Source organism: Actinomadura monticuli (assembly GCF_041463655.1).
In the GTDB taxonomy this organism is placed as follows: domain Bacteria; phylum Actinomycetota; class Actinomycetes; order Streptosporangiales; family Streptosporangiaceae; genus Spirillospora; species Spirillospora monticuli.
The window spans coordinates 545,333-561,763 of sequence record NZ_JAXCEI010000002.1 but is presented as its reverse complement, the minus strand read 5'-3'; the positions used below and the strand labels follow the sequence as shown (position 1 = coordinate 561,763).

Below are 16,431 nucleotides of genomic sequence, written 5' to 3'. Positions count from 1 at the left end.
CAGGGTTCAGGAGCGGCGGGCCAGCCGGCGCCGGAGCACCAGCCAGGCCGCACCGCCCAAGGCGATCGTCATGACGAGGAGCACACCCACATCGGAGATCATCTGGCCGGGGCGGTGCTGCCACAGGACGTCGTCCGGCACCCCGGGGAACGCGGTCCCCGGCACGTCGGACGAGGCGGCGAGCGCCGCGGTGGCCCACCGGGAGGGGAGCAGCCAGCTGATCGCGTTCAGGACGGGGCGCTCCGACAGGTCGAGCAGGCCGCCGCTCAGCGCGACCTGGCAGATCGCCGTCGCGGTCGCCCAGCCGACCGCGCGCTCCACGGTCGGGGCGGCGGCCGAGATCAGCAGCCCGAGGCACATGGCGGTCAGCGCGCCGGCCGCCAGGCAGACCGCCATGTCGGCGTCGGCGCCCAGCAGCAGGGAGTCCGTCGCGGCCGGGCGCAGGAGCCGGAAGACGCCCACGGTGATCATCGCCTGGAGCACCGCGACGACGCCGAAGACCGCGGCCTTCGCCGCGACGACCGCGCCGGTGGACACGCCCGCGCGCCGTTCCCGGCACAGCACGGGGAACTGCGCCACCAGGTCCCCGTAGGTGATCGACTGGCCCGCGAACACGCAGGCGGTGATCAGCAGCGTGAGCGCCTGGACGGCGTGCCCGTTGGTCCCCGCGGGGCCGCCCAGCCCGGCGGCGGAGGCGCCGAGGGCCGCCAGCAGCCCGCCGAGCGCGGGGATCGCGGGGATCTGGAGGAGCGCGAGCGGCCCGCGCGCCCGCAGCAGCGCCAGTTCCCGCGCCGCCAGGACGGGGAACTGCCGGACGGCGCGCCGCCGGGGCGCTTCGGCGCGCAGCGGCGGCTCCTCCGGCGGGGCGGGCGCCGCCGCGGCCAGCCGGGCCGCCTCCGCGGGCACCGGGCCCGCGAGGAACCGGGCCGCCGCCTCGCCGGAGTCGTGGCGGGCCGTCGTCATGAGGTCGGCGAATCCGGTCTCGCCCATGTCATCGAGGACGGCGCCCGGCTCGCCGTAGTACAGCGGGCGGCCGTTGTCGCCGATCACCAGCACCTTGTCGACGCCGTCGAGCTGGTCGGTCGCGTGGGTGACGACGGCGACGGTGCAGTCGCCGTCCGCGATGCCGCGCAGCAGGCGCATCACCGACCGGGCGCGCCCCGCGTCCAGCGCCGACGTCGGCTCGTCCAGCATCAGCAGCCGGGGGCCGCCGAGGATCTCGACGCCGATCGAGACGCGGCGCTTCTCCCCGCCGGACAGCGAGCGGATCGGCGTGCGGGCCAGCTCGGCGATGTCGAGGTGCTCCGCGATCTCCGCGACCCGCGCCGCGCGCCGCGCCGCCGTGCTGCCGGCCCCGGGCAGCAGCCGGGCCGCCTGCCGCAGCACCTGGCCGACCGTGAGGCTCTCGTGCAGGTCGACCTGCTGCGGGACGAACGCGACCATGTCGCGGATCTGCTCGGCCTCGGTGCCGAGGTCGAGCCCCGAGAACAGCAGCCGTCCGGACGTGTCGACCTCGCCGAGCAGCGCCTTGAAGAAGGTGGACTTGCCGGCGCCGGACGGCCCGATCACCGCGAGGATCTCCCCCGAGCGCAGCACGATCGACAGGTCGCTCAGGGCGGGCCGCGGCCGCCGCGCCCCCGGCCGCCACCCCGCGCGGTACGTGGCCGACAGCCCGCTGATGACCAGCGAGGCGCCCCGCGCCCGGCGCGTCTCGCGCAGCGTCTCGTCGTCGAGCAGCGTGAACACGCTGTCGGCGATCGAGAACGAGTCGCCCGCGCGCAGCCGCGCCCACATGATCCGCCGGCCCCGGACGTAGGTCGGCTCGCCCTGCCCGTGGTCGCGGATCTCCAGCCCGGTGACGTCCTGCCGCCGGAGCGTCGCGTGCCGCGCCGCGACGCCCGGGTCCGGGACGTCGATGTCGGCGCCCGGCCCGCTGCCGAGCACGGTCATCGGCCCGCCGATGCGATGCAGCCGGACCTCCGCCCCCGGTCCGCCGGCCGCCGTCCCCGGTCCGCCGGCCTCCGCCACGCCGGGCTGCTGGACGCCGGGCCCGGCCGCGGGGCGCGGCCCGCCGGGCTTGTGGGCGCGGGGTCTGGCCCCGCCGGGTTGCGGGCCGGGTGGGCGCGTGCCGGGGTCGGCTCCGACGGGGTTCGGCCGGCGGGGTGGAGGGGGCGCCGGCACCGGTTCGCTGAAGCCGAGGAGGAGGTCGGCGCGCCCCGTGCCGAGCACGAGGGTCACCGCGGTGTCCCGTGCGGGGTCGAGATGGATGAGCATCTCGTCCCGCGGCGTCCCGTTGACGCGCGTCTCGTCGACGTGCGCGGCCGGGCGCAGGATCCAGTGGCCGAGGAAGCGCAGCCACGCGACCGGCTCGGACGCGCCGCCGAGGTCGACGCGCACGTCCGCGCCCGCGCCGGCGCCGATGGTGTGCTCGCCGGACGGCGCGAGCTTCGTCACCGAGTCGCGGACCGTGACGTAGAGGGCATCGGACATGGGGGCCTCTCGGTTCAGGCGAGCATGATCACGAGGACGATGAACGCGATGGCGAGCACCACGGCGACGGCGAACCCGGTCGGGATCTCCGTCCCGGACGAGGCCGCCGAGGGCGCCTCGGGCGGGGACGCGGACGGCCCGGCCGTGAACGGCCCGGCGGCGTCCGGGCGGGGAGCCCCGGCCGGATGCCACCGCCGCCGCATGCTGGCGTCGGTCTGCACGTAGAGCGCGCGGGGGGTGACGAGCGTCGGCCACACCGACGCCTTGTCGCGCAGCAGCTCCACGGCGTCGGCGGGCCGCCCGCCGCGGCACAGCTCGACGAGCACGTCGCAGGTGCGGGTCTGCATGACCGCACGGAGCCGGTCCCGGTCGGTCGCGGGCGCCGCCGTGTTCTCCTGCAGCGAGCGGACGACCAGCAGGGCGAACTTGTACAGGTCCGTCCGCACCCCGAACGGTTCGGGCCAGGGCGCCTTCCAGTCGGCGGGGTCGCGCTGCGCGTGCGCGGGCTCCCCGGACAGCGGGACGCAGGCGTCGCAGTCGACCAGCAGCACGTCCGCCGTGGCGCCGTCGAAGGAGAACAGGGCGTTGCGCGGCTGCAGGTCCCCGACGGCGTACCCGTGCCCGTGCAGCCACAGCATCGTCCGCAGCACGCGGGCGAGGACGGCGAGCTTCACCGGGGGCGGGTAGTACTCGAACCCGAGCTTGCGGGCCTTGGCCTCCGGCCGCGCGAGCGCGTCGAGATGCCGCGGCAGCGACCACGCCTTCGAGTGGCCGTTGGCGTCCAGGAACATCGCGGCGGGCGCGGGCCGCACGAGAACGCCCTGCACCGCCCGGCCGTCCATGACGACGGACCGCGGCCACGCGCAGGTGCGGTCGAGTTCCGCCCGTTCGTCGCCGCCCAGGCCGAGGCGCCAGTCCGCCATCGCCGCGAGGGCCGGCAGCCGGACCTCCCCGCGCACCTCGGGCGTGTAGGTCTTGAAGACGTACTCGCCGCCGTCCGGGGCGATGCACCGCGCCAGCCTCGCCGACTGCCCGCCCGGCGGCGCGAGGACGCCCACCGGGGCGAGGTCGGCGGCCTGCACGTACACGGGGAGGGCGCCCGCGGCCCTAGCAGCGCCGGTCATGGGTTCCCGGCCAGAGGGCCACGACGGTGCGGTCGTCGGTGAAGGTGGCGCGGCGGAAATCGACGTCCCGGACGAAGCGCAGCAGATCGGGTGGTCGCCCCCACTCCTCCGCGAGCGACACCGACAGCTCGCTGCGGTTGCCGAGGGCGGTGGCGAAGCCGTCGGTGGCGAGCATCAGGACCTCGTCCGGCTCCCATTCGAAGGTGGTGGCGCGCAGGTCGTCCAGGCCGGGCGGCAGCGCGGGTGTGATGTCGTCCCGGACGTGCCCGGACGGACGGCCGGGCCCGAGCGCGAAGGACCACTCGCCGGCGGCGGGGCGCAGCAGCAGCGCCGGCGAGTCCCCGACGGCGGCGATGTGCACCGTGCGGCCCGGCCGGGGGTCGGCCGGGGCGAGGAGGACCAGCAGCGTCGTGCGCCCCGGCCGCGGGCTCCCCGGCCCGCCGCCGACCGTCCGCAGCCGGTCGTCGATCTCGGCGGCCGTGCGGCGGAAGACCGGCTCCCAGTCGCGCGGGCCGAACCCGCCGCGGCCGCGCCCGCCGAGCGTCCGCTCGGCGGGCGCCCGTTCGGTGACCGCCTGCTCGGTGAGTCGGACCGCGGCGGCGACGGCGGCCTGCGCGGCGACCTCCGCGTGCGCGGTGCTGCCGACCCCGTCCGCGACCGCGGCGACGATCCAGCGCCCGTCGGCGGAGGCGCCGACGCAGAACGCGTCCTGGCGCGGCTTGCCGTCCCGCATGTGGGCGCTGCCGCGGCAGGACGCGGCCCGGATCGTCACGCGGCCGACGCAGCCGCCCTCCGCCTGCAGGCTGGAGCGGCCCTCCAGCACGGTCTCCGGCAGGGCGACCGACACGGCCGCGGGCCGGCGCCCGGTGTAGCGGACGAGGTCCGGGTCGGGTGCGGGCGGCGGCGCGGCCGGGAGCGCCGCCGGGCGCCGGTCCGCGGCCGGGGCGCCGCCGCCGGTCCACGGGGCGCGCGGCCTCGTCCACGGTGCTCCCGGCAGTGCCAGGGCGAGTTGCCGCAGCCCCGCGAGGCCGCACGCCCCGCTGACGAACGCCAGGACGAACTGTCCGAACGACACCTGTTCCTCCGATCCCCGGCGGTCAGCCGGCCGCGAGCGGGCAGGCCCAGGCCATGCCCTCCGGGACGCGGACCGCCAGGTCCCCCTGCGCGACCGAGGCCGAGATGCTGATGAACAGGGTGTCGATGAGCGCGCCCAGCACCTCGCTGACGTCCATCGCCCGGTCGGCGATGAAGGCCAGCCGCCGCCCGCCCTGCTCGGACGCCACCCGGCACAGGACGTTCCGCCGCGCCTGCCCGAACCCGAAGGCCACGAGCTGGGGGCGGAAGTCGAAGTCGGGCGCGAGCAGCCGGTTGCGGGCCGGCAGCCACACGCTCTCCGGCTGGTCGCGGTCGCCGACGAACGGGATGCCGTCGGTCAGGAAGAACACCGCGGGTTGCTTGAGGTCGTAGGTCTGCGCCAGCCGCCGGCAGTCCTCGTCGATGCGCCGCCGCAGCAGGTCGAAGACGACCGCGTAGTCGGTCTGGTCGCCCCGGTTGAAACGCCGGAGGTCGTCGGTCTCGCCCGGCCGGGTGAGCGGCAGCAGGACCTCCGCCCGGCTGGAGAATTCGATCACGCTGATGAGCGCGGCGTCGCAGATCGTCTGGTCGAGCTCGGCGCGGTAGATCAGATCGGGAACCGCGTCCTGGAGAACGTCCAAGGGTATCCGCGCCGAAGTGTTGAAATCAGGGTCCCACATGGTCTGCGACACGTCGCAGACGACGTAGAAGGGGAAGGCGCGTTCGCGCCCGCCGTAGTCCAGCACCGTTTTCCTCCCGTGGTGTCGGCTCTCGCCCGCCGGCGCCGATCAGCAAATGATCGATTTCTCCGATCGGGTGACCTTCGGCGGCAGCCCCGGCTGCCGAAGGTGTGCGATCACGAGATCGCGGAGAAGCCGGTAGGCGAATGCGTCCATGCAAGAAACGGGAGCTTGTCTCACGTCCGCGAGCGACAGGGCCGCCGGGCCCCAGGCGGTGCCGCCCTTGTCGGCCAGGGCCGCGCAGGCAGCGCCGAGCCCCTGGTAGACGAACTGGACCCTCTTCGCGCCGAGCCTGCCGATGGAGTCGCAGTCGTGGCTGTTCAGCGCCGCGTGCCACTCCGACGGCTGCTCGCCGGCCGGCGGCGCCACGGTGCTCCAGACCACGCTCGCCGGCTCGGCGGCCGGACCCGGCCTCTTGCCGGGTTCATCCGTTTTACTCGACTTTGTGACTTCCGGCGCGACCCGTTCCGGGTCCCCGGATCCCCCCTTGGTGATCGCGGCGATCGCGCTCACCAGTGAAACGCTGAGCAACACCGAGGCCGCGATTATCCGCGGCGAACTCGCGGCACGCTCCATTGACCCCTCCGTCCGGCATCGTGCCCACCCCCGTGGCGATGCGCGTCCGACGATTATGAGTCAATGGCAATGCAAATGTGAAGTGGTTTCCTGATCCCGGTAAGCAGTAATTGTGCACACTCTGCGACCGGAACCGCCGTCGTTTATCCCGCTATGAAAGTTGCCTTGCTGGCCGCATTGGGACGCCACTCCCGGGTAAATACGGATGGCACCGGCCGCCGAAAGGGGATTTCGCGGAACGAAAGGCACGAATCGGCGGGCGCGTCAGCGGTGCCGGATCGCGCCGGGGAACTGGGAGGCGAGCAGGTCGGGGGACTCCTCGCGGCCGTCCAGAACCCGGTTGGTGCGGGTCACGGCGCGCCAGCCGTCGCCGGTGCGGCGCAGGTGCCAGTGGTTGGCGGTGGCGCGGCGCAGGGCGAAGCCGTCCCTGTTGACGATCATGAGGGTGTAGCCGACGGCGGTGGCCTCGTCGCCGTCCACGGTGACGTGCGGGGGGCCGACGAAGTGGGCGCAGCCGCCGGCGATCCAGCGCTGGTGGTTGGCCGAGCGCACCATGGCGTCGATCTCGGCCTGGCCGGTCATCAGGATCTCGTCCACGTCGTAGACGCCGTCGGGCTCCCACAGGGCGGCGACGTCGGCGGCGCAGCCGCTGTCGACGAGGGGGCCGTAGGAGAGGATCAGCCGGGTGATCTCGCGCTCGTCCTCAAGGGTGCGGAGGCGCTCTTCGAGGGCGGCCAGGCGGGATTCGACGGTCACTGCTTCTCCCCGAATGTCAGGCCGTAGGTGTCGGCGAGGTCGCGCAGGGCGGCCAGTTGCTCGCGGTAGTGCGTCACGGAAGTGGAGGCGAACTTCACGCCGGCGATCGTGGCGCCGGCGTCGCGGAGCCTGGTGAGGGCCGTGCCCGCCGCCTCGGGGTCGTTCAAGGGGTCCAGGAGGCGGGACGGGGCGAGCACCACGTCGAAGCCGTCCGGGACGTCGGCCTCGGCGAGCATCTCGGCGAGGGCCTTCAGCGGCAGGCCGAACGGGACCCAGCCGTCGGCGGTCAGGGCGCGCCGCAGCGAGCGGCCCGAACGGCCGCCGATCCACAGCGGGACCCGCTCCTGGACGGCGTGCGGCTCCACGACCAGGCCCGAGAAGCGGTAGTGCGGGCCGTCGTGCTCGGGGACGCGGCGGCCGAGCGCGGCGCGCAGGGCGGCCAGGGCGTCGTCGGCGCGGGCGCCGCGGCCGGCGAACGGGGCGCCGAGGAGGTCGAACTCCTCCTCCAGGCTGCCGACGCCGAGCCCGAGCGTGAGCCGGCCGCCGCTGATCCGGTCGAGCGTCCCGTACCGCTTGGCGATCGCGAGGGGGTGGTGGTAGCCGAGCACCAGGACCTGCGTGGCGAGCCGGATGCGGGACGTCCGGGCGGCGAGGTAGCCGAACGTGGCGAGCGGGTCCCAGTAGACGCCGCCGCGCCGCTCGGCCGCCTCCGCGGGGACGGCGACGTGCTCGCTGCAGGTGAGGTGGTGGTAGCCGAGCCGGTCGGCCGTCTCGGCGATCGCCGCGATCTCCTCGATTCCCGCGTCCCGCTCCCATGCGGCGTTGCCGGGCGGCGGCTGCGCCACCACCGGCGTGACGATACCGACACGCATCGTTGCTCCCCTCCTCGGCAGGAAAACGTTCTATCACGGACTCCGCGACGGTCAGGGCATCGCGTCTCACTGCCTAAGCTTCGCTGACCTGGACATACATCCCCTCTTGGCAGAGCACCAAGCGGTTGCTACATTCCAGGTAACAAGAATTCATTTCAGTCGGGTTCTGGGAGGTGCGATGACCGAGGCGATGATGCGCGAGGCAGCGGCGCCGGAGGCCATGACGACGGTGTCGGCGGATGCCGCGCGGCGGGAGTCGCCGCCGTCGATGATCGAGCGGATGACGCTGATCCTCGACGCGTTCAACGGGCCGACGGCCCGGCTGACGCTGGAGGACGTCGCGCGCCGCACCCGGCTCCCGCGCTCGACCGCGCACCGGATCCTCGACCAGCTCGTCCGGCAGCGCTGGCTCGCGCACCACTCGTTCGGCTACGGCCTCGGCCAGCGCGCCCTCGGCCTCGGCGGGCAGGACGGCGGGCACGGCAAGATCCGCGAGGCGGCGGCGCCGCTGCTGCACGAGCTGCAGATCACCACCGGGCTCGTCGCGCACCTCGCCGTGCTGGACGGCGCCGAGGTCTTCTACCTGGACAAGCTCGGCGGGCGGCTCGCCACGTCCGTCCCGTCACGGGTCGGCGGGCGCGCCCCGGCGCACTGCACCGCGCTCGGCAAGGCGATGCTGGCGTGGCTGGAGCCCGAGCAGGTGGACGCGCTGCTCGGCGAGAACATCAGCCGGTTCACCAACCGCACCATCGGCGAGCTCGGCACCCTGCACCAGGAGCTGCACCGCATCCGGCAGCGCCGCGGCCTGGCGTTCGAGCGCGGCGAGTCCTTCCCCGGCATCGCCTGCGTGGCGGCCGCGATCCGCAGTGCCGAGGGGCCGGTCGCCGGCATCTCGCTGGTCGGCGACATCCGCACGCCGCTGGAGAACGTCGCGCCGCTGGTCGTCACCGCCGCCCGCGAGATCTCGCAGATCCTCTTCCCCGGCTCGGCGCCCGGCGCCGACCGTGCGCGCGGCCGGCGCGCCGCCCCCCACCGCCGGAGCCAGGAGTCGACATGGTCGGCGGAGACGATGAACCGGCTGCTCGCCGTGGACGGACGCGGCGACTGGATGTGACCCCGCGTCCTGCGGGGCGTCCGGCGGGGCGTCCGGCGTCAGCCCCAGCCCCACCGGTCGCCGAGGCCCCACGGGTCCGGGGCGATCGGCGCGTCCGGCTCGCCGACGCCGAACCGGCTGCGGAAGAACACCATCGGACGCCGCCAGACGCCGTGCCGCACCTCGTGCCGCTCGACCTCCAGGACCCGGCCGATCACGATCTCGTGGTCGCCGGCCTCGTGCACGTCGTGGACGACCGCGTGCACGGCCAGCAGGACGTCCGGCAGCCTGGGGGTGCCCCACTCGGTGACGTCCCAGTCCAGCCCGTCGAACTTCGTGCCCCGGCTGGAGCCGAAGCGCTCGCACAGCTCGCGCTGCTCCTCGCCGAGCACGTTCACGCTGAACCGCCCGGCGGTGCGGATCCGCGGCCAGGACCGGCCGCGCTTGTCCGCGCAGAACAGGATCAGCGGCGGTTCGAGGGACACCGACGCGAACGACTGGCAGGCGAAGCCGACCGGTTCGCCGCCGTCGAGTGCGGTGACCACGGTGACCCCGGTGGCGAACTCCGCCATCGCCTTCCGGAAGTCCGCCGGGTCGGGCGCGGCGGCGTCGGAGGGCGTGCGGCCGGTGTCTGCGGTGAGCGCTGGCTCGGCTGGCATCTGTTCACCTCGGGGATCGGTACGGGACGCTGTCATGGTTCGGCGACGTCCTGTTCAACACCAACATGTCCAACAACAATGCCCAATAAGCGGCAATGTCCAATAAGCGGGGTGGACGTTTCGCCGGTCAAGGGGCCGGTGCGCCTGAAACGTAGGCATGCCCCGGACGGGCGGCGCGTACCGGTCCCGTTGAGTGGAAGCGCCTGCCCCACCGGCCCCGGGAGGCCCGGATGAGACCCGCGTCCCGCTGATCGGGATCGGCCGGGTGACCTTGCCTCCACCAGAATTACGTTCCCGTCAAGCCACCGTCGAAGGACTGGGAGATCATGCCTGCGGAGCTGACCTACGAGTCGACGTTGCGCGAGCTCGCCACCGACCAGGGCGTCCTGCGCTACCACGAGGCCGGCGAGGGCCCGCCGCTGCTGCTGCTGCACGGATCCGGTCCGGGCGTGACGGGCTGGCGCAACTACCGCGGCAACCTCGCCCGGTTCGCCGAGCACTTCCGGTGCCTGGTCCTGGAGTTCCCCGGGTTCGGGGTCAGCGACCCGACCGACGAGCACCCGATGATGGCCGCCGGCGGCGCCGTCATACGGTTCCTGGACGGCCTGAACCTGGGCCAGGTCGACGTGATCGGCAACTCGATGGGCGGCATCGTCGCCACCCAGGTCGCGCTGCGGCACCCCGAACGCGTCGGCCGCCTCGTCACGATCGGCGGCATCGGCCGGAACGTGTTCAGCCCGGCGCCCGGCGAGGGCATCAAGCTGCTGGCCGAGTTCACCGACGAGCCCACCCGCGAGCGCCTCGTCCGGTGGCTGCACTCCATGGTCTACAACCCGAAGGTCGTGACCGAGGAGCTGATCGAGGAGCGCTGGCGGCAGGCCACCGACCCCGACACGCTCGCCTCCGCCCGCCGCATGTACGGGTCGAAGGCGATGGCGGCCCGCGCCAAGGCGATGGCCGCGTCCGACGAGCCGCCCTACTGGGCGATGCTCCACAAGCTCAAGGCCAAGACCCTCATCACCTGGGGGCGCGACGACCGGGTCAGCCCGGTCGACATGGCGCTCGTCCCGATGCGGACGATCCCCGACGTCCAGGTGAACATCTTCCCGAACTGCGGGCACTGGGTGATGATCGAGCAGAAGGCCGCCTGGGAGAGCGCGGTTCTCGCCTTCCTGACCACCAAGGAGCAGGGATGAGCGCCGCCCCCGAGTGGGACCACGAGTACGACCTCGTCATCGTCGGCAGCGGCGGCGGCGGGATGACGGCGGCGCTGACCGCGCACGACGCCGGGCTGTCCGCGCTGATCGTGGAGAAGGGCAAGAAGTTCGGCGGCTCCACCGCGCTGTCCGGCGGCGGCATCTGGATCCCCAACAACCCGACGCTGAAGGCGCGCGGCCACGACGACAGCCGCGAGTCCATCCGCCGCTACCTGGACCTGCTCACCCAGGGACGCGTCCCCGCCGCGCGGCTCGACGCCTACGTCGACAACGGCCCCGCCACGATGGAGCTCATCGGCAAGAGCAAGTGGATGCAGTTCTTCTGGACGAAGGGCTACGCCGACTACCACCCCGAGCTGGAGGGCGGCCGGCCGCTCGGCCGCTCCATCGAGGCCAAGCCGTTCGACACCCGCAAGCTCGGCGACGACGAGCAGTACCAGCGGCCGAACAACATGAAGGGCCCGCTCGGCCTGTGGATCACCGCGAAGGACTACCACGACCTCGCGATGGCCAAGCGCACGTGGGCGGGGCGGCGCGCGTCGCTGGTCGCGGCCTGGCGGGTCTCGTCCAACATGGTCCGCCGCCGGCACATGTCGACCGGTGGCCGGGCCCTCGTCGCCCGGCTGCGGATGGCGCTGAAGGACGCCGGGATCCCGCTCTGGCTGAAGACCGCGATGTCCGAGCTGGTCACCGACGAGGACGGCCGCGTCGTCGGCATCGTCGCGGCCCGGCGCGACGGCGGGACGCTGCGCATCCGCGCGCGCAAGGGCGTGCTGCTCGCGACCGGCGGTTTCGACCACAACCAGGAGATGCGCGACAAGTACCTGCCCAAGGGAGGGCAGGAGGACTTCGCGATGGGCGCCCGCGAGAACACCGGCGACGGCATCCGCGCCGCCGAGGGACTCGGCGCGGCGCTGGACCTGATGGACGACGCCTGGTGGATGCCCGCCGTCCGGCACCCGGCCGGGGCGACGATCCCGCTGGTGTCCGAGCGCGCCATCCCGCGGCAGGTCATCGTGTCCCAGGACGGCAGGAGGTTCACGAACGAGGCCGCGCCCTACGTCAACTTCGTCCACGACCAGCTCGAGGGCGGCCACGTCCCGGCCTGGTTCGTGATGGACGCGAAGTCCCGCGCCCGCTACCCGTTCGCGCAGATCCTGCCGGGCGCCCCGATCCCGAAGGCGTTCTACGACGCGGGCATCGCGTTCAAGGCGGACTCGCTGGCGGAGCTGGCCGGCAAGATCGGCGTCCCGGCGGACGCGCTGACCGAGACCGTCCAGACGTTCAACGGGTACGCCCGCGCGGGCAAGGACCCGGAGTTCGGGCGCGGCGACTCCGCCTACGACCGCTACTACGGCGACCCCAACCTGAAGAACCCGAACCTCGACCCGCTGGAGACGGCGCCGTACTACGCGTTCCGGCTGGAGGTCGGCGACCTCGGCACCAAGGGCGGCCTCGTGTCGGACGAGCACGCCCGCGTCCTGCGCGAGGACGGCTCCGTCATCGAGGGCCTGTACGTGACGGGCAACTCGTCGTCCTCGGTGATGGGCAACGAGTACGCCGGCCCCGGCGCGACCATCGGCCCGTCCATGGTGTTCGGGTACATTGCGGCGCGGCACGCCGCTGGAAAGGCCGCGGAACGGTCATGACGGCTCTGAAGGCGCGGGTGGTGGAGGTCGTCCACGAGACGGCCGACGCGCATTCGCTCGTGCTCGAACCCGCGGAGGGCGACCGGGACCGGTTCAGCTACCGGCCCGGGCAGTTCCTCACCGTCCGGGTCCCGGCGCGGGACGGCTGGGCGGCGCGCTGCTACTCGCTGTGCAGCTCGCCGCACACCGACGACCGGCTGAAGGTCACGGTCAAGCGGGTCGCGGGCGGCCTCGGGTCCAACTGGATCTGCGACAACGTCACGGCCGGCGACGTGCTGGAGGTGCTGCGCCCCGCGGGCACCTTCACGCCGCCCTCGCTGGACGACGACCTGCTGCTCGTCGCGGGCGGCAGCGGCATCACCCCGGTGATGTCGATCCTGAAGTCGTGCCTGGCCGGCGGGAGCGGCAGGATCGCGCTCCTGTACGCCAACCGGGACGAACGGTCGGTGATCTTCGCGGACGAGCTGCGGGAGCTGACCGAGGCGCACCCCGACCGGCTCACGGTCGTCCACCTGCTGGAGTCGGTGCAGGGGCTGCCGACGCCCGCCGTCCTGCGGTCCCTGGCCGCCCCCTACACCGGGCGGCAGGCGTTCGTGTGCGGGCCCGAGGTCTTCATGGACCTGGCCACGGGCGCGTTCACCGACCTTGGCATGCGCGTCCACGTCGAGCGCTTCTTCTCGCTGGAGGGCGACCCGTTCGAGGAGCCCGAGGAGGCGGCCGGGGACACCGGGGATGCGGGCGAGGTCGAGGTCGAGATGGACGGCGAGACGCGGACCGTCCCGTGGCCGAAGTCCGAGCGGCTCCTCGACGCGCTGCTGCGCGCGGGCGTGGACGCCCCGTTCTCCTGCCGGGAGGGCAACTGCTCGGCCTGCGCCTGCATCCGGCTGGAGGGCGAGGTCACCCTGGACGCCAACACGGTCCTCGACGAGCAGGATCTCGCCGACGGCCTCATCCTCGCCTGTCAGGCGAGGCCGGTCAGCGACCGGCTGAAGATCACCTACGACGGCTGAAACACATCACGGGAGACAGGCGATGGCGAACCGCGTGCTTGACACGATCATGGAGAGGGCGGAGCAGATCCGCGAGCTGGGCCCGTCCAACGAGGCCCTCGGCCGGCTGGACGACAAGGCCGCGCAGATCCTGAAGGACGCGGGCGCCATCCGGCTGCTCCAGCCGGAGGCGCACGGCGGCCTGGAGGTGCACCCGCGCGAGTTCGCCGAGACGGTGATGGGGATCGCCTCGCTCGACGGCTCCACCGGCTGGATCGCCGGCATCGTCGGCGTCCACCCGTGGGAGATGGCCTACGCCGACCCGAAGGTTCGCGAGGAGATCTGGGGCCAGGACCCCGACACGTGGATCGCGTCCCCGTACGCGCCGATGGGCATCGCCCGGCCGGTCGACGGCGGCTACATCTTCAACGGCCGCTGGCAGTTCTCCTCCGGCACCGACCACTGCGACTGGATCTTCCTCGGCGCGATGCTGGGCGACGACGAGGGCAAGATGCTCATGCCGCCGCAGTCGCTGCACATGATCCTGCCCCGCTCCGACTACGAGATCGTCCAGGACTCGTGGGACGTCGCCGGGCTGAGGGGCACCGGCAGCAAGGACATCATCGTCAAGGACGCCTTCGTCCCCACGTACCGGACGCTGGAGTACTCCAAGGTCGTGGACGGCTCCGCGCCCCGCGAGGCCGGGCTGACCAACCCCGCCTACCTGATGCCGTTCTCCTGCGTGTTCCCGCTCGGCATCACCTCCGCGGTGATCGGCATCGCCGAGGGCGCGCTGCACCACCACCTCGCCTACCAGCGCAACCGCGTCCAGATCACCGGCACCAAGATCAAGGACGACCCGTACGTGCTGTACGCGATCAGCGAGGCCGCCGAGGAGATCAAGGCGTCCCGGACGGCGCTGCTCGACAACTGCTCGCGCATGTACGACATGGTCGCGGCCGGGCACGTCCCGACGTTCGCCGAGCGCGCCGCCGGCCGCCGCACCCAGGTGCGCGCCGCCTGGCGGGCCGTGCACGCGATGAACGAGATCGTCGTCCGGTCGGGCGGCAACGCGATGCGCACCGACAACCCGATCCAGCGGTTCTGGCGGGACGCGCACGTCGGCCTCGCGCACGCCATCCACGTACCGGGCTCGGTCTACCACGTGAGCGCCCTGACCGACCTGGACATAGAACCCCCCCAGGGCCCGATGCGCTCCATGATCTGACCGCCCCCGCCCCGTTCACTTGCGGCGTGTTGTTGTTATGGGCGCCTCCATAACAACAACACGCCGCAGTTCAACGGAGCAGGGACAGGCCGGCGACCAGCTTGGGTGTCCAGATCACCCTGCCTAGGTATTGCTCCGCCTCCGGGTGCGTGACCAGCCAGACGACGGCCGCCGCGGGGGCCTCCTCGGGCGTCGGCTCGAAGCCCTTCTCCTTGAGGGCGTCCAGGCCGCCGCGCGCCGCGCCGGCGTCCGTGACCACGAACCCCGGGTCGAGGTTGAACGCGCGGACGCCCCGTTTCCGGTACTCGGCGTTGACCGCGCCGGCGAGCCGCCCGAACGCCGCCTTGGACGCCGAGTAGGCCACGCCCCAGCCGCCCGCGCCGGGCGGTCCGGGCGGGTCGCTGGTCGCCGACCCCGAGCACAGGTTCACGATCGTGCCGCCGCCCTGGTCGAGCATCGCCGGCAGGACGGCCTGAAGCAGGACGATCTGGTTCACGTAGTTGCCCGCGACCGTCTGCTCGGCGACCCTGACGTCGAGGTCGAGGAACCGTTCGTGCGTGCCCGCGATGTGCGCGACCGCGTTGTTCACCAGGACGTCGACGCGGCCCCACGCGTCCAGGACGGTCTGCGCGGCGGCCCGCACGCTCGCCCGGTCGAGCAGGTCCATCCGGACGGGCAGGGCGCGCGCGCCGAGCGCCTCGATCTCCGCCCGCGTCGTCGCCAGGCTGCCGGGGACGGGGATCGCCGCCGCCGTCCCGTGCCGCGGCGGTATCCGGCCCGCCCCCTCCTCGACGGTGCGCGCGGTGAAGGCGACGTCGTGCCCGGCGGCGGCGAGCGCGAGGGCCGTCCGCCGGCCGATGCCCCGGCTCGCCCCGGTCACGAGCGCGACCGGTTTCGTTGCTGTCATGCTCCGATGACACCCGCCGTCCGGCCCGGTCCGCCGCGCGACTCTCACTGAGCGGGAAGGACGCGGCGGCGCACCACGCGGTTTGGCAGGTTGAGCATGGACCGCCGCTGCGCGGGCCGCGACATCGAAGGGATCGAGGACAGTGACGCAGATCCGAGGGCTGGGTTATCTGAAGGTCCAGACCCAGCACATCGACCGCTGGCGCGAGTTCGCCCTCGAAGGGCTCGGGTTCGCCGAGGGCAGCGGCCCGGACCCCGACGGCCTGTACCTGCGCATGGACGAGCGCCGGTCGCGGCTCCAGCTGCTGCCCGGCGACAGCGACCGGGTGCTGGCCGTGGGCTGGGAGGTCCGCGACCAGTTCGCGCTGGCCGCCGTCCGCGAGGCGGTCGAGAAGGCCGGGACGGCCGTGACGGCGCTGTCGCCCAAGGAGGCCGCGCAGCGCGACGCCGAGGAGGTCATCGCGTTCACCGACCCGGGCGGCACGCCCGTCGAGGTGTTCTTCGGCCCCGTCCTCGACCACAGCCCGCTCCGCACCGCCTTCGCGCAGAAGTTCGTCACCGGCCCGATGGGCATGGGGCACGTCGTCCTGCCGACGCCGAACTTCGCCGAGACCGTCACGTTCTACACCGAGGTGCTCGGGTTCCTGCCGCGCGGCGCGATGAAGGTCGGCGGCGGCCATGTCCGCATCCGCTTCATGGGCGTCAACCAGCGGCACCACAGCCTCGCGATCTGCCCGGCCCCGCACGACGGCGACCCGGGCCTCGTCCACCTGATGGTGGAGGTCGACACCCTCGACGCGGTCGGCATCGCCCTGGACGCGGTCAAGGAGAAGGGCTTCTCGATCTCGTCCACGCTGGGCCGGCACACCAACGACAAGATGGTGTCGTTCTACGTCCGGGCGCCCGGCGGCTGGGACGTCGAGTACGGCTGCGAGGGCATGCTCGTCGACGAGACGTACTACACCGCCGAGGAGATCACCAAGGACAGCTACTGGGGCCACGACTGGTCGGGCTCCGAGCCGCTGGCCGCGTTCACCCCGCAGAAGAAGGGCTGACCC

Annotated in this window: 15 protein-coding genes; 6 read left to right on the top strand and 9 right to left on the bottom strand. The window is 73.2% G+C overall.

Translation table 11 applies throughout. The annotated features are described in order from the left end of the window. Positions 1 to 6: 6 nt before the first annotated feature. The 7 genes from SM611_RS06125 to SM611_RS06095 all read right to left on the bottom strand — a co-directional run bounded on the left by SM611_RS06125 (position 7) and on the right by SM611_RS06095 (position 7,632). Positions 7 to 2,490 (bottom strand): ATP-binding cassette domain-containing protein, encoded by a 2,484-nt coding sequence (locus tag SM611_RS06125; RefSeq protein WP_371947893.1) that lies wholly within the window; start codon positions 2,488 to 2,490, stop codon positions 7 to 9. A 14-nt stretch (positions 2,491 to 2,504) separates the two neighbouring features. Continuing rightward, positions 2,505 to 3,614 carry a hypothetical protein gene (locus SM611_RS06120; protein ID WP_371947892.1) on the bottom strand — a complete coding sequence of 370 codons (1,110 nt, stop codon included), beginning with the start codon at positions 3,612 to 3,614 and terminating at the stop codon, positions 2,505 to 2,507. Beyond that, the gene (locus SM611_RS06115) at positions 3,598 to 4,689 is read right to left on the bottom strand and encodes a protein phosphatase 2C domain-containing protein (RefSeq protein ID WP_371947890.1); all 1,092 of its coding nucleotides are present in this window, start codon (positions 4,687 to 4,689) and stop codon (positions 3,598 to 3,600) included. The genes SM611_RS06120 and SM611_RS06115 overlap by 17 nt, the downstream gene beginning before the upstream one ends. Positions 4,690 to 4,711: 22 nt before the next feature. Next, positions 4,712 to 5,434 carry a vWA domain-containing protein gene (locus tag SM611_RS06110; protein WP_371947889.1) on the bottom strand — a complete coding sequence of 241 codons (723 nt, stop codon included), beginning with the start codon at positions 5,432 to 5,434 and terminating at the stop codon, positions 4,712 to 4,714. 42 nt (positions 5,435 to 5,476) lie between these two features. Continuing rightward, the gene (locus SM611_RS06105; protein WP_371947887.1) at positions 5,477 to 6,004 is read right to left on the bottom strand and encodes a hypothetical protein; all 528 of its coding nucleotides are present in this window, start codon (positions 6,002 to 6,004) and stop codon (positions 5,477 to 5,479) included. A gap of 264 nt (positions 6,005 to 6,268) precedes the next feature. Then, entirely contained in the window at positions 6,269 to 6,760 is a 492-nt protein-coding gene (locus SM611_RS06100) for a nuclear transport factor 2 family protein (RefSeq protein ID WP_371947885.1), read from the bottom strand. Continuing rightward, positions 6,757 to 7,632 (bottom strand): TIGR03619 family F420-dependent LLM class oxidoreductase, encoded by an 876-nt coding sequence (locus SM611_RS06095; protein WP_371947884.1) that lies wholly within the window; start codon positions 7,630 to 7,632, stop codon positions 6,757 to 6,759. Before SM611_RS06095 ends, SM611_RS06100 begins: the two co-directional genes overlap by 4 nt. Positions 7,633 to 7,810: 178 nt before the next feature. Here SM611_RS06095 and SM611_RS06090 point away from each other — a divergent pair, with 178 nt between their 5' ends. Beyond that, positions 7,811 to 8,746 (top strand): IclR family transcriptional regulator, encoded by a 936-nt coding sequence (locus SM611_RS06090; protein ID WP_371947883.1) that lies wholly within the window; start codon positions 7,811 to 7,813, stop codon positions 8,744 to 8,746. Positions 8,747 to 8,784: 38 nt separating this feature from the next. On the opposite strand, the gene SM611_RS06085 is transcribed toward SM611_RS06090, so the two are convergent. Continuing rightward, on the bottom strand, positions 8,785 to 9,384 hold the full coding sequence (locus SM611_RS06085; protein ID WP_371947882.1) for a flavin reductase family protein: 600 nt from the start codon (positions 9,382 to 9,384) through the stop codon (positions 8,785 to 8,787). Between the two features lie 326 nt (positions 9,385 to 9,710). On the opposite strand from SM611_RS06085, the gene SM611_RS06080 reads away from it, so the two are divergent. From SM611_RS06080 to SM611_RS06065, 4 genes are read left to right on the top strand one after another with little or no spacing between them, the layout of a single operon-like run. Continuing rightward, positions 9,711 to 10,580: an alpha/beta fold hydrolase gene (locus SM611_RS06080; protein ID WP_371947881.1), complete on the top strand. Its 870-nt coding sequence runs from the start codon at positions 9,711 to 9,713 to the stop codon at positions 10,578 to 10,580. Continuing rightward, the gene (locus SM611_RS06075) at positions 10,577 to 12,250 is read left to right on the top strand and encodes an FAD-binding protein (protein ID WP_371947880.1); all 1,674 of its coding nucleotides are present in this window, start codon (positions 10,577 to 10,579) and stop codon (positions 12,248 to 12,250) included. The genes SM611_RS06080 and SM611_RS06075 overlap by 4 nt, the downstream gene beginning before the upstream one ends. Further along, positions 12,247 to 13,260: a 2Fe-2S iron-sulfur cluster-binding protein gene (locus tag SM611_RS06070; protein ID WP_371947879.1), complete on the top strand. Its 1,014-nt coding sequence runs from the start codon at positions 12,247 to 12,249 to the stop codon at positions 13,258 to 13,260. Before SM611_RS06075 ends, SM611_RS06070 begins: the two co-directional genes overlap by 4 nt. Before the next feature lie 22 nt (positions 13,261 to 13,282). After that, positions 13,283 to 14,467: an acyl-CoA dehydrogenase family protein gene (locus SM611_RS06065; RefSeq protein ID WP_371947878.1), complete on the top strand. Its 1,185-nt coding sequence runs from the start codon at positions 13,283 to 13,285 to the stop codon at positions 14,465 to 14,467. A gap of 70 nt (positions 14,468 to 14,537) precedes the next feature. Here SM611_RS06065 and SM611_RS06060 read toward each other — a convergent pair whose 3' ends face one another. Further along, positions 14,538 to 15,374 carry an SDR family NAD(P)-dependent oxidoreductase gene (locus tag SM611_RS06060; RefSeq protein ID WP_371947877.1) on the bottom strand — a complete coding sequence of 279 codons (837 nt, stop codon included), beginning with the start codon at positions 15,372 to 15,374 and terminating at the stop codon, positions 14,538 to 14,540. A 142-nt stretch (positions 15,375 to 15,516) separates the two neighbouring features. Here SM611_RS06060 and SM611_RS06055 point away from each other — a divergent pair, with 142 nt between their 5' ends. Continuing rightward, positions 15,517 to 16,428 carry a VOC family protein gene (locus SM611_RS06055; protein ID WP_371947875.1) on the top strand — a complete coding sequence of 304 codons (912 nt, stop codon included), beginning with the start codon at positions 15,517 to 15,519 and terminating at the stop codon, positions 16,426 to 16,428. Positions 16,429 to 16,431: the final 3 nt, after the last annotated feature.

What these genes read in the sequence shown, in the direction of transcription:
- SM611_RS06125 (WP_371947893.1), bottom strand. Translation starts at nt 2,490, where the DNA reads ATGTCCGATGCCCTCTACGTCACGGTCCGCGACTCGGTGACGAAGCTC.
- SM611_RS06120 (WP_371947892.1), bottom strand. Translation starts at nt 3,614, where the DNA reads ATGACCGGCGCTGCTAGGGCCGCGGGCGCCCTCCCCGTGTACGTGCAG.
- SM611_RS06105 (WP_371947887.1), bottom strand. Translation starts at nt 6,004, where the DNA reads ATGGAGCGTGCCGCGAGTTCGCCGCGGATAATCGCGGCCTCGGTGTTG.
- SM611_RS06095 (WP_371947884.1), bottom strand. Translation starts at nt 7,632, where the DNA reads ATGCGTGTCGGTATCGTCACGCCGGTGGTGGCGCAGCCGCCGCCCGGC.
- SM611_RS06090 (WP_371947883.1), top strand. Translation starts at nt 7,811, where the DNA reads ATGACCGAGGCGATGATGCGCGAGGCAGCGGCGCCGGAGGCCATGACG.
- SM611_RS06085 (WP_371947882.1), bottom strand. Translation starts at nt 9,384, where the DNA reads ATGCCAGCCGAGCCAGCGCTCACCGCAGACACCGGCCGCACGCCCTCC.
- SM611_RS06080 (WP_371947881.1), top strand. Translation starts at nt 9,711, where the DNA reads ATGCCTGCGGAGCTGACCTACGAGTCGACGTTGCGCGAGCTCGCCACC.
- SM611_RS06075 (WP_371947880.1), top strand. Translation starts at nt 10,577, where the DNA reads ATGAGCGCCGCCCCCGAGTGGGACCACGAGTACGACCTCGTCATCGTC.
- SM611_RS06070 (WP_371947879.1), top strand. Translation starts at nt 12,247, where the DNA reads ATGACGGCTCTGAAGGCGCGGGTGGTGGAGGTCGTCCACGAGACGGCC.
- SM611_RS06065 (WP_371947878.1), top strand. Translation starts at nt 13,283, where the DNA reads ATGGCGAACCGCGTGCTTGACACGATCATGGAGAGGGCGGAGCAGATC.
- SM611_RS06060 (WP_371947877.1), bottom strand. Translation starts at nt 15,374, where the DNA reads ATGACAGCAACGAAACCGGTCGCGCTCGTGACCGGGGCGAGCCGGGGC.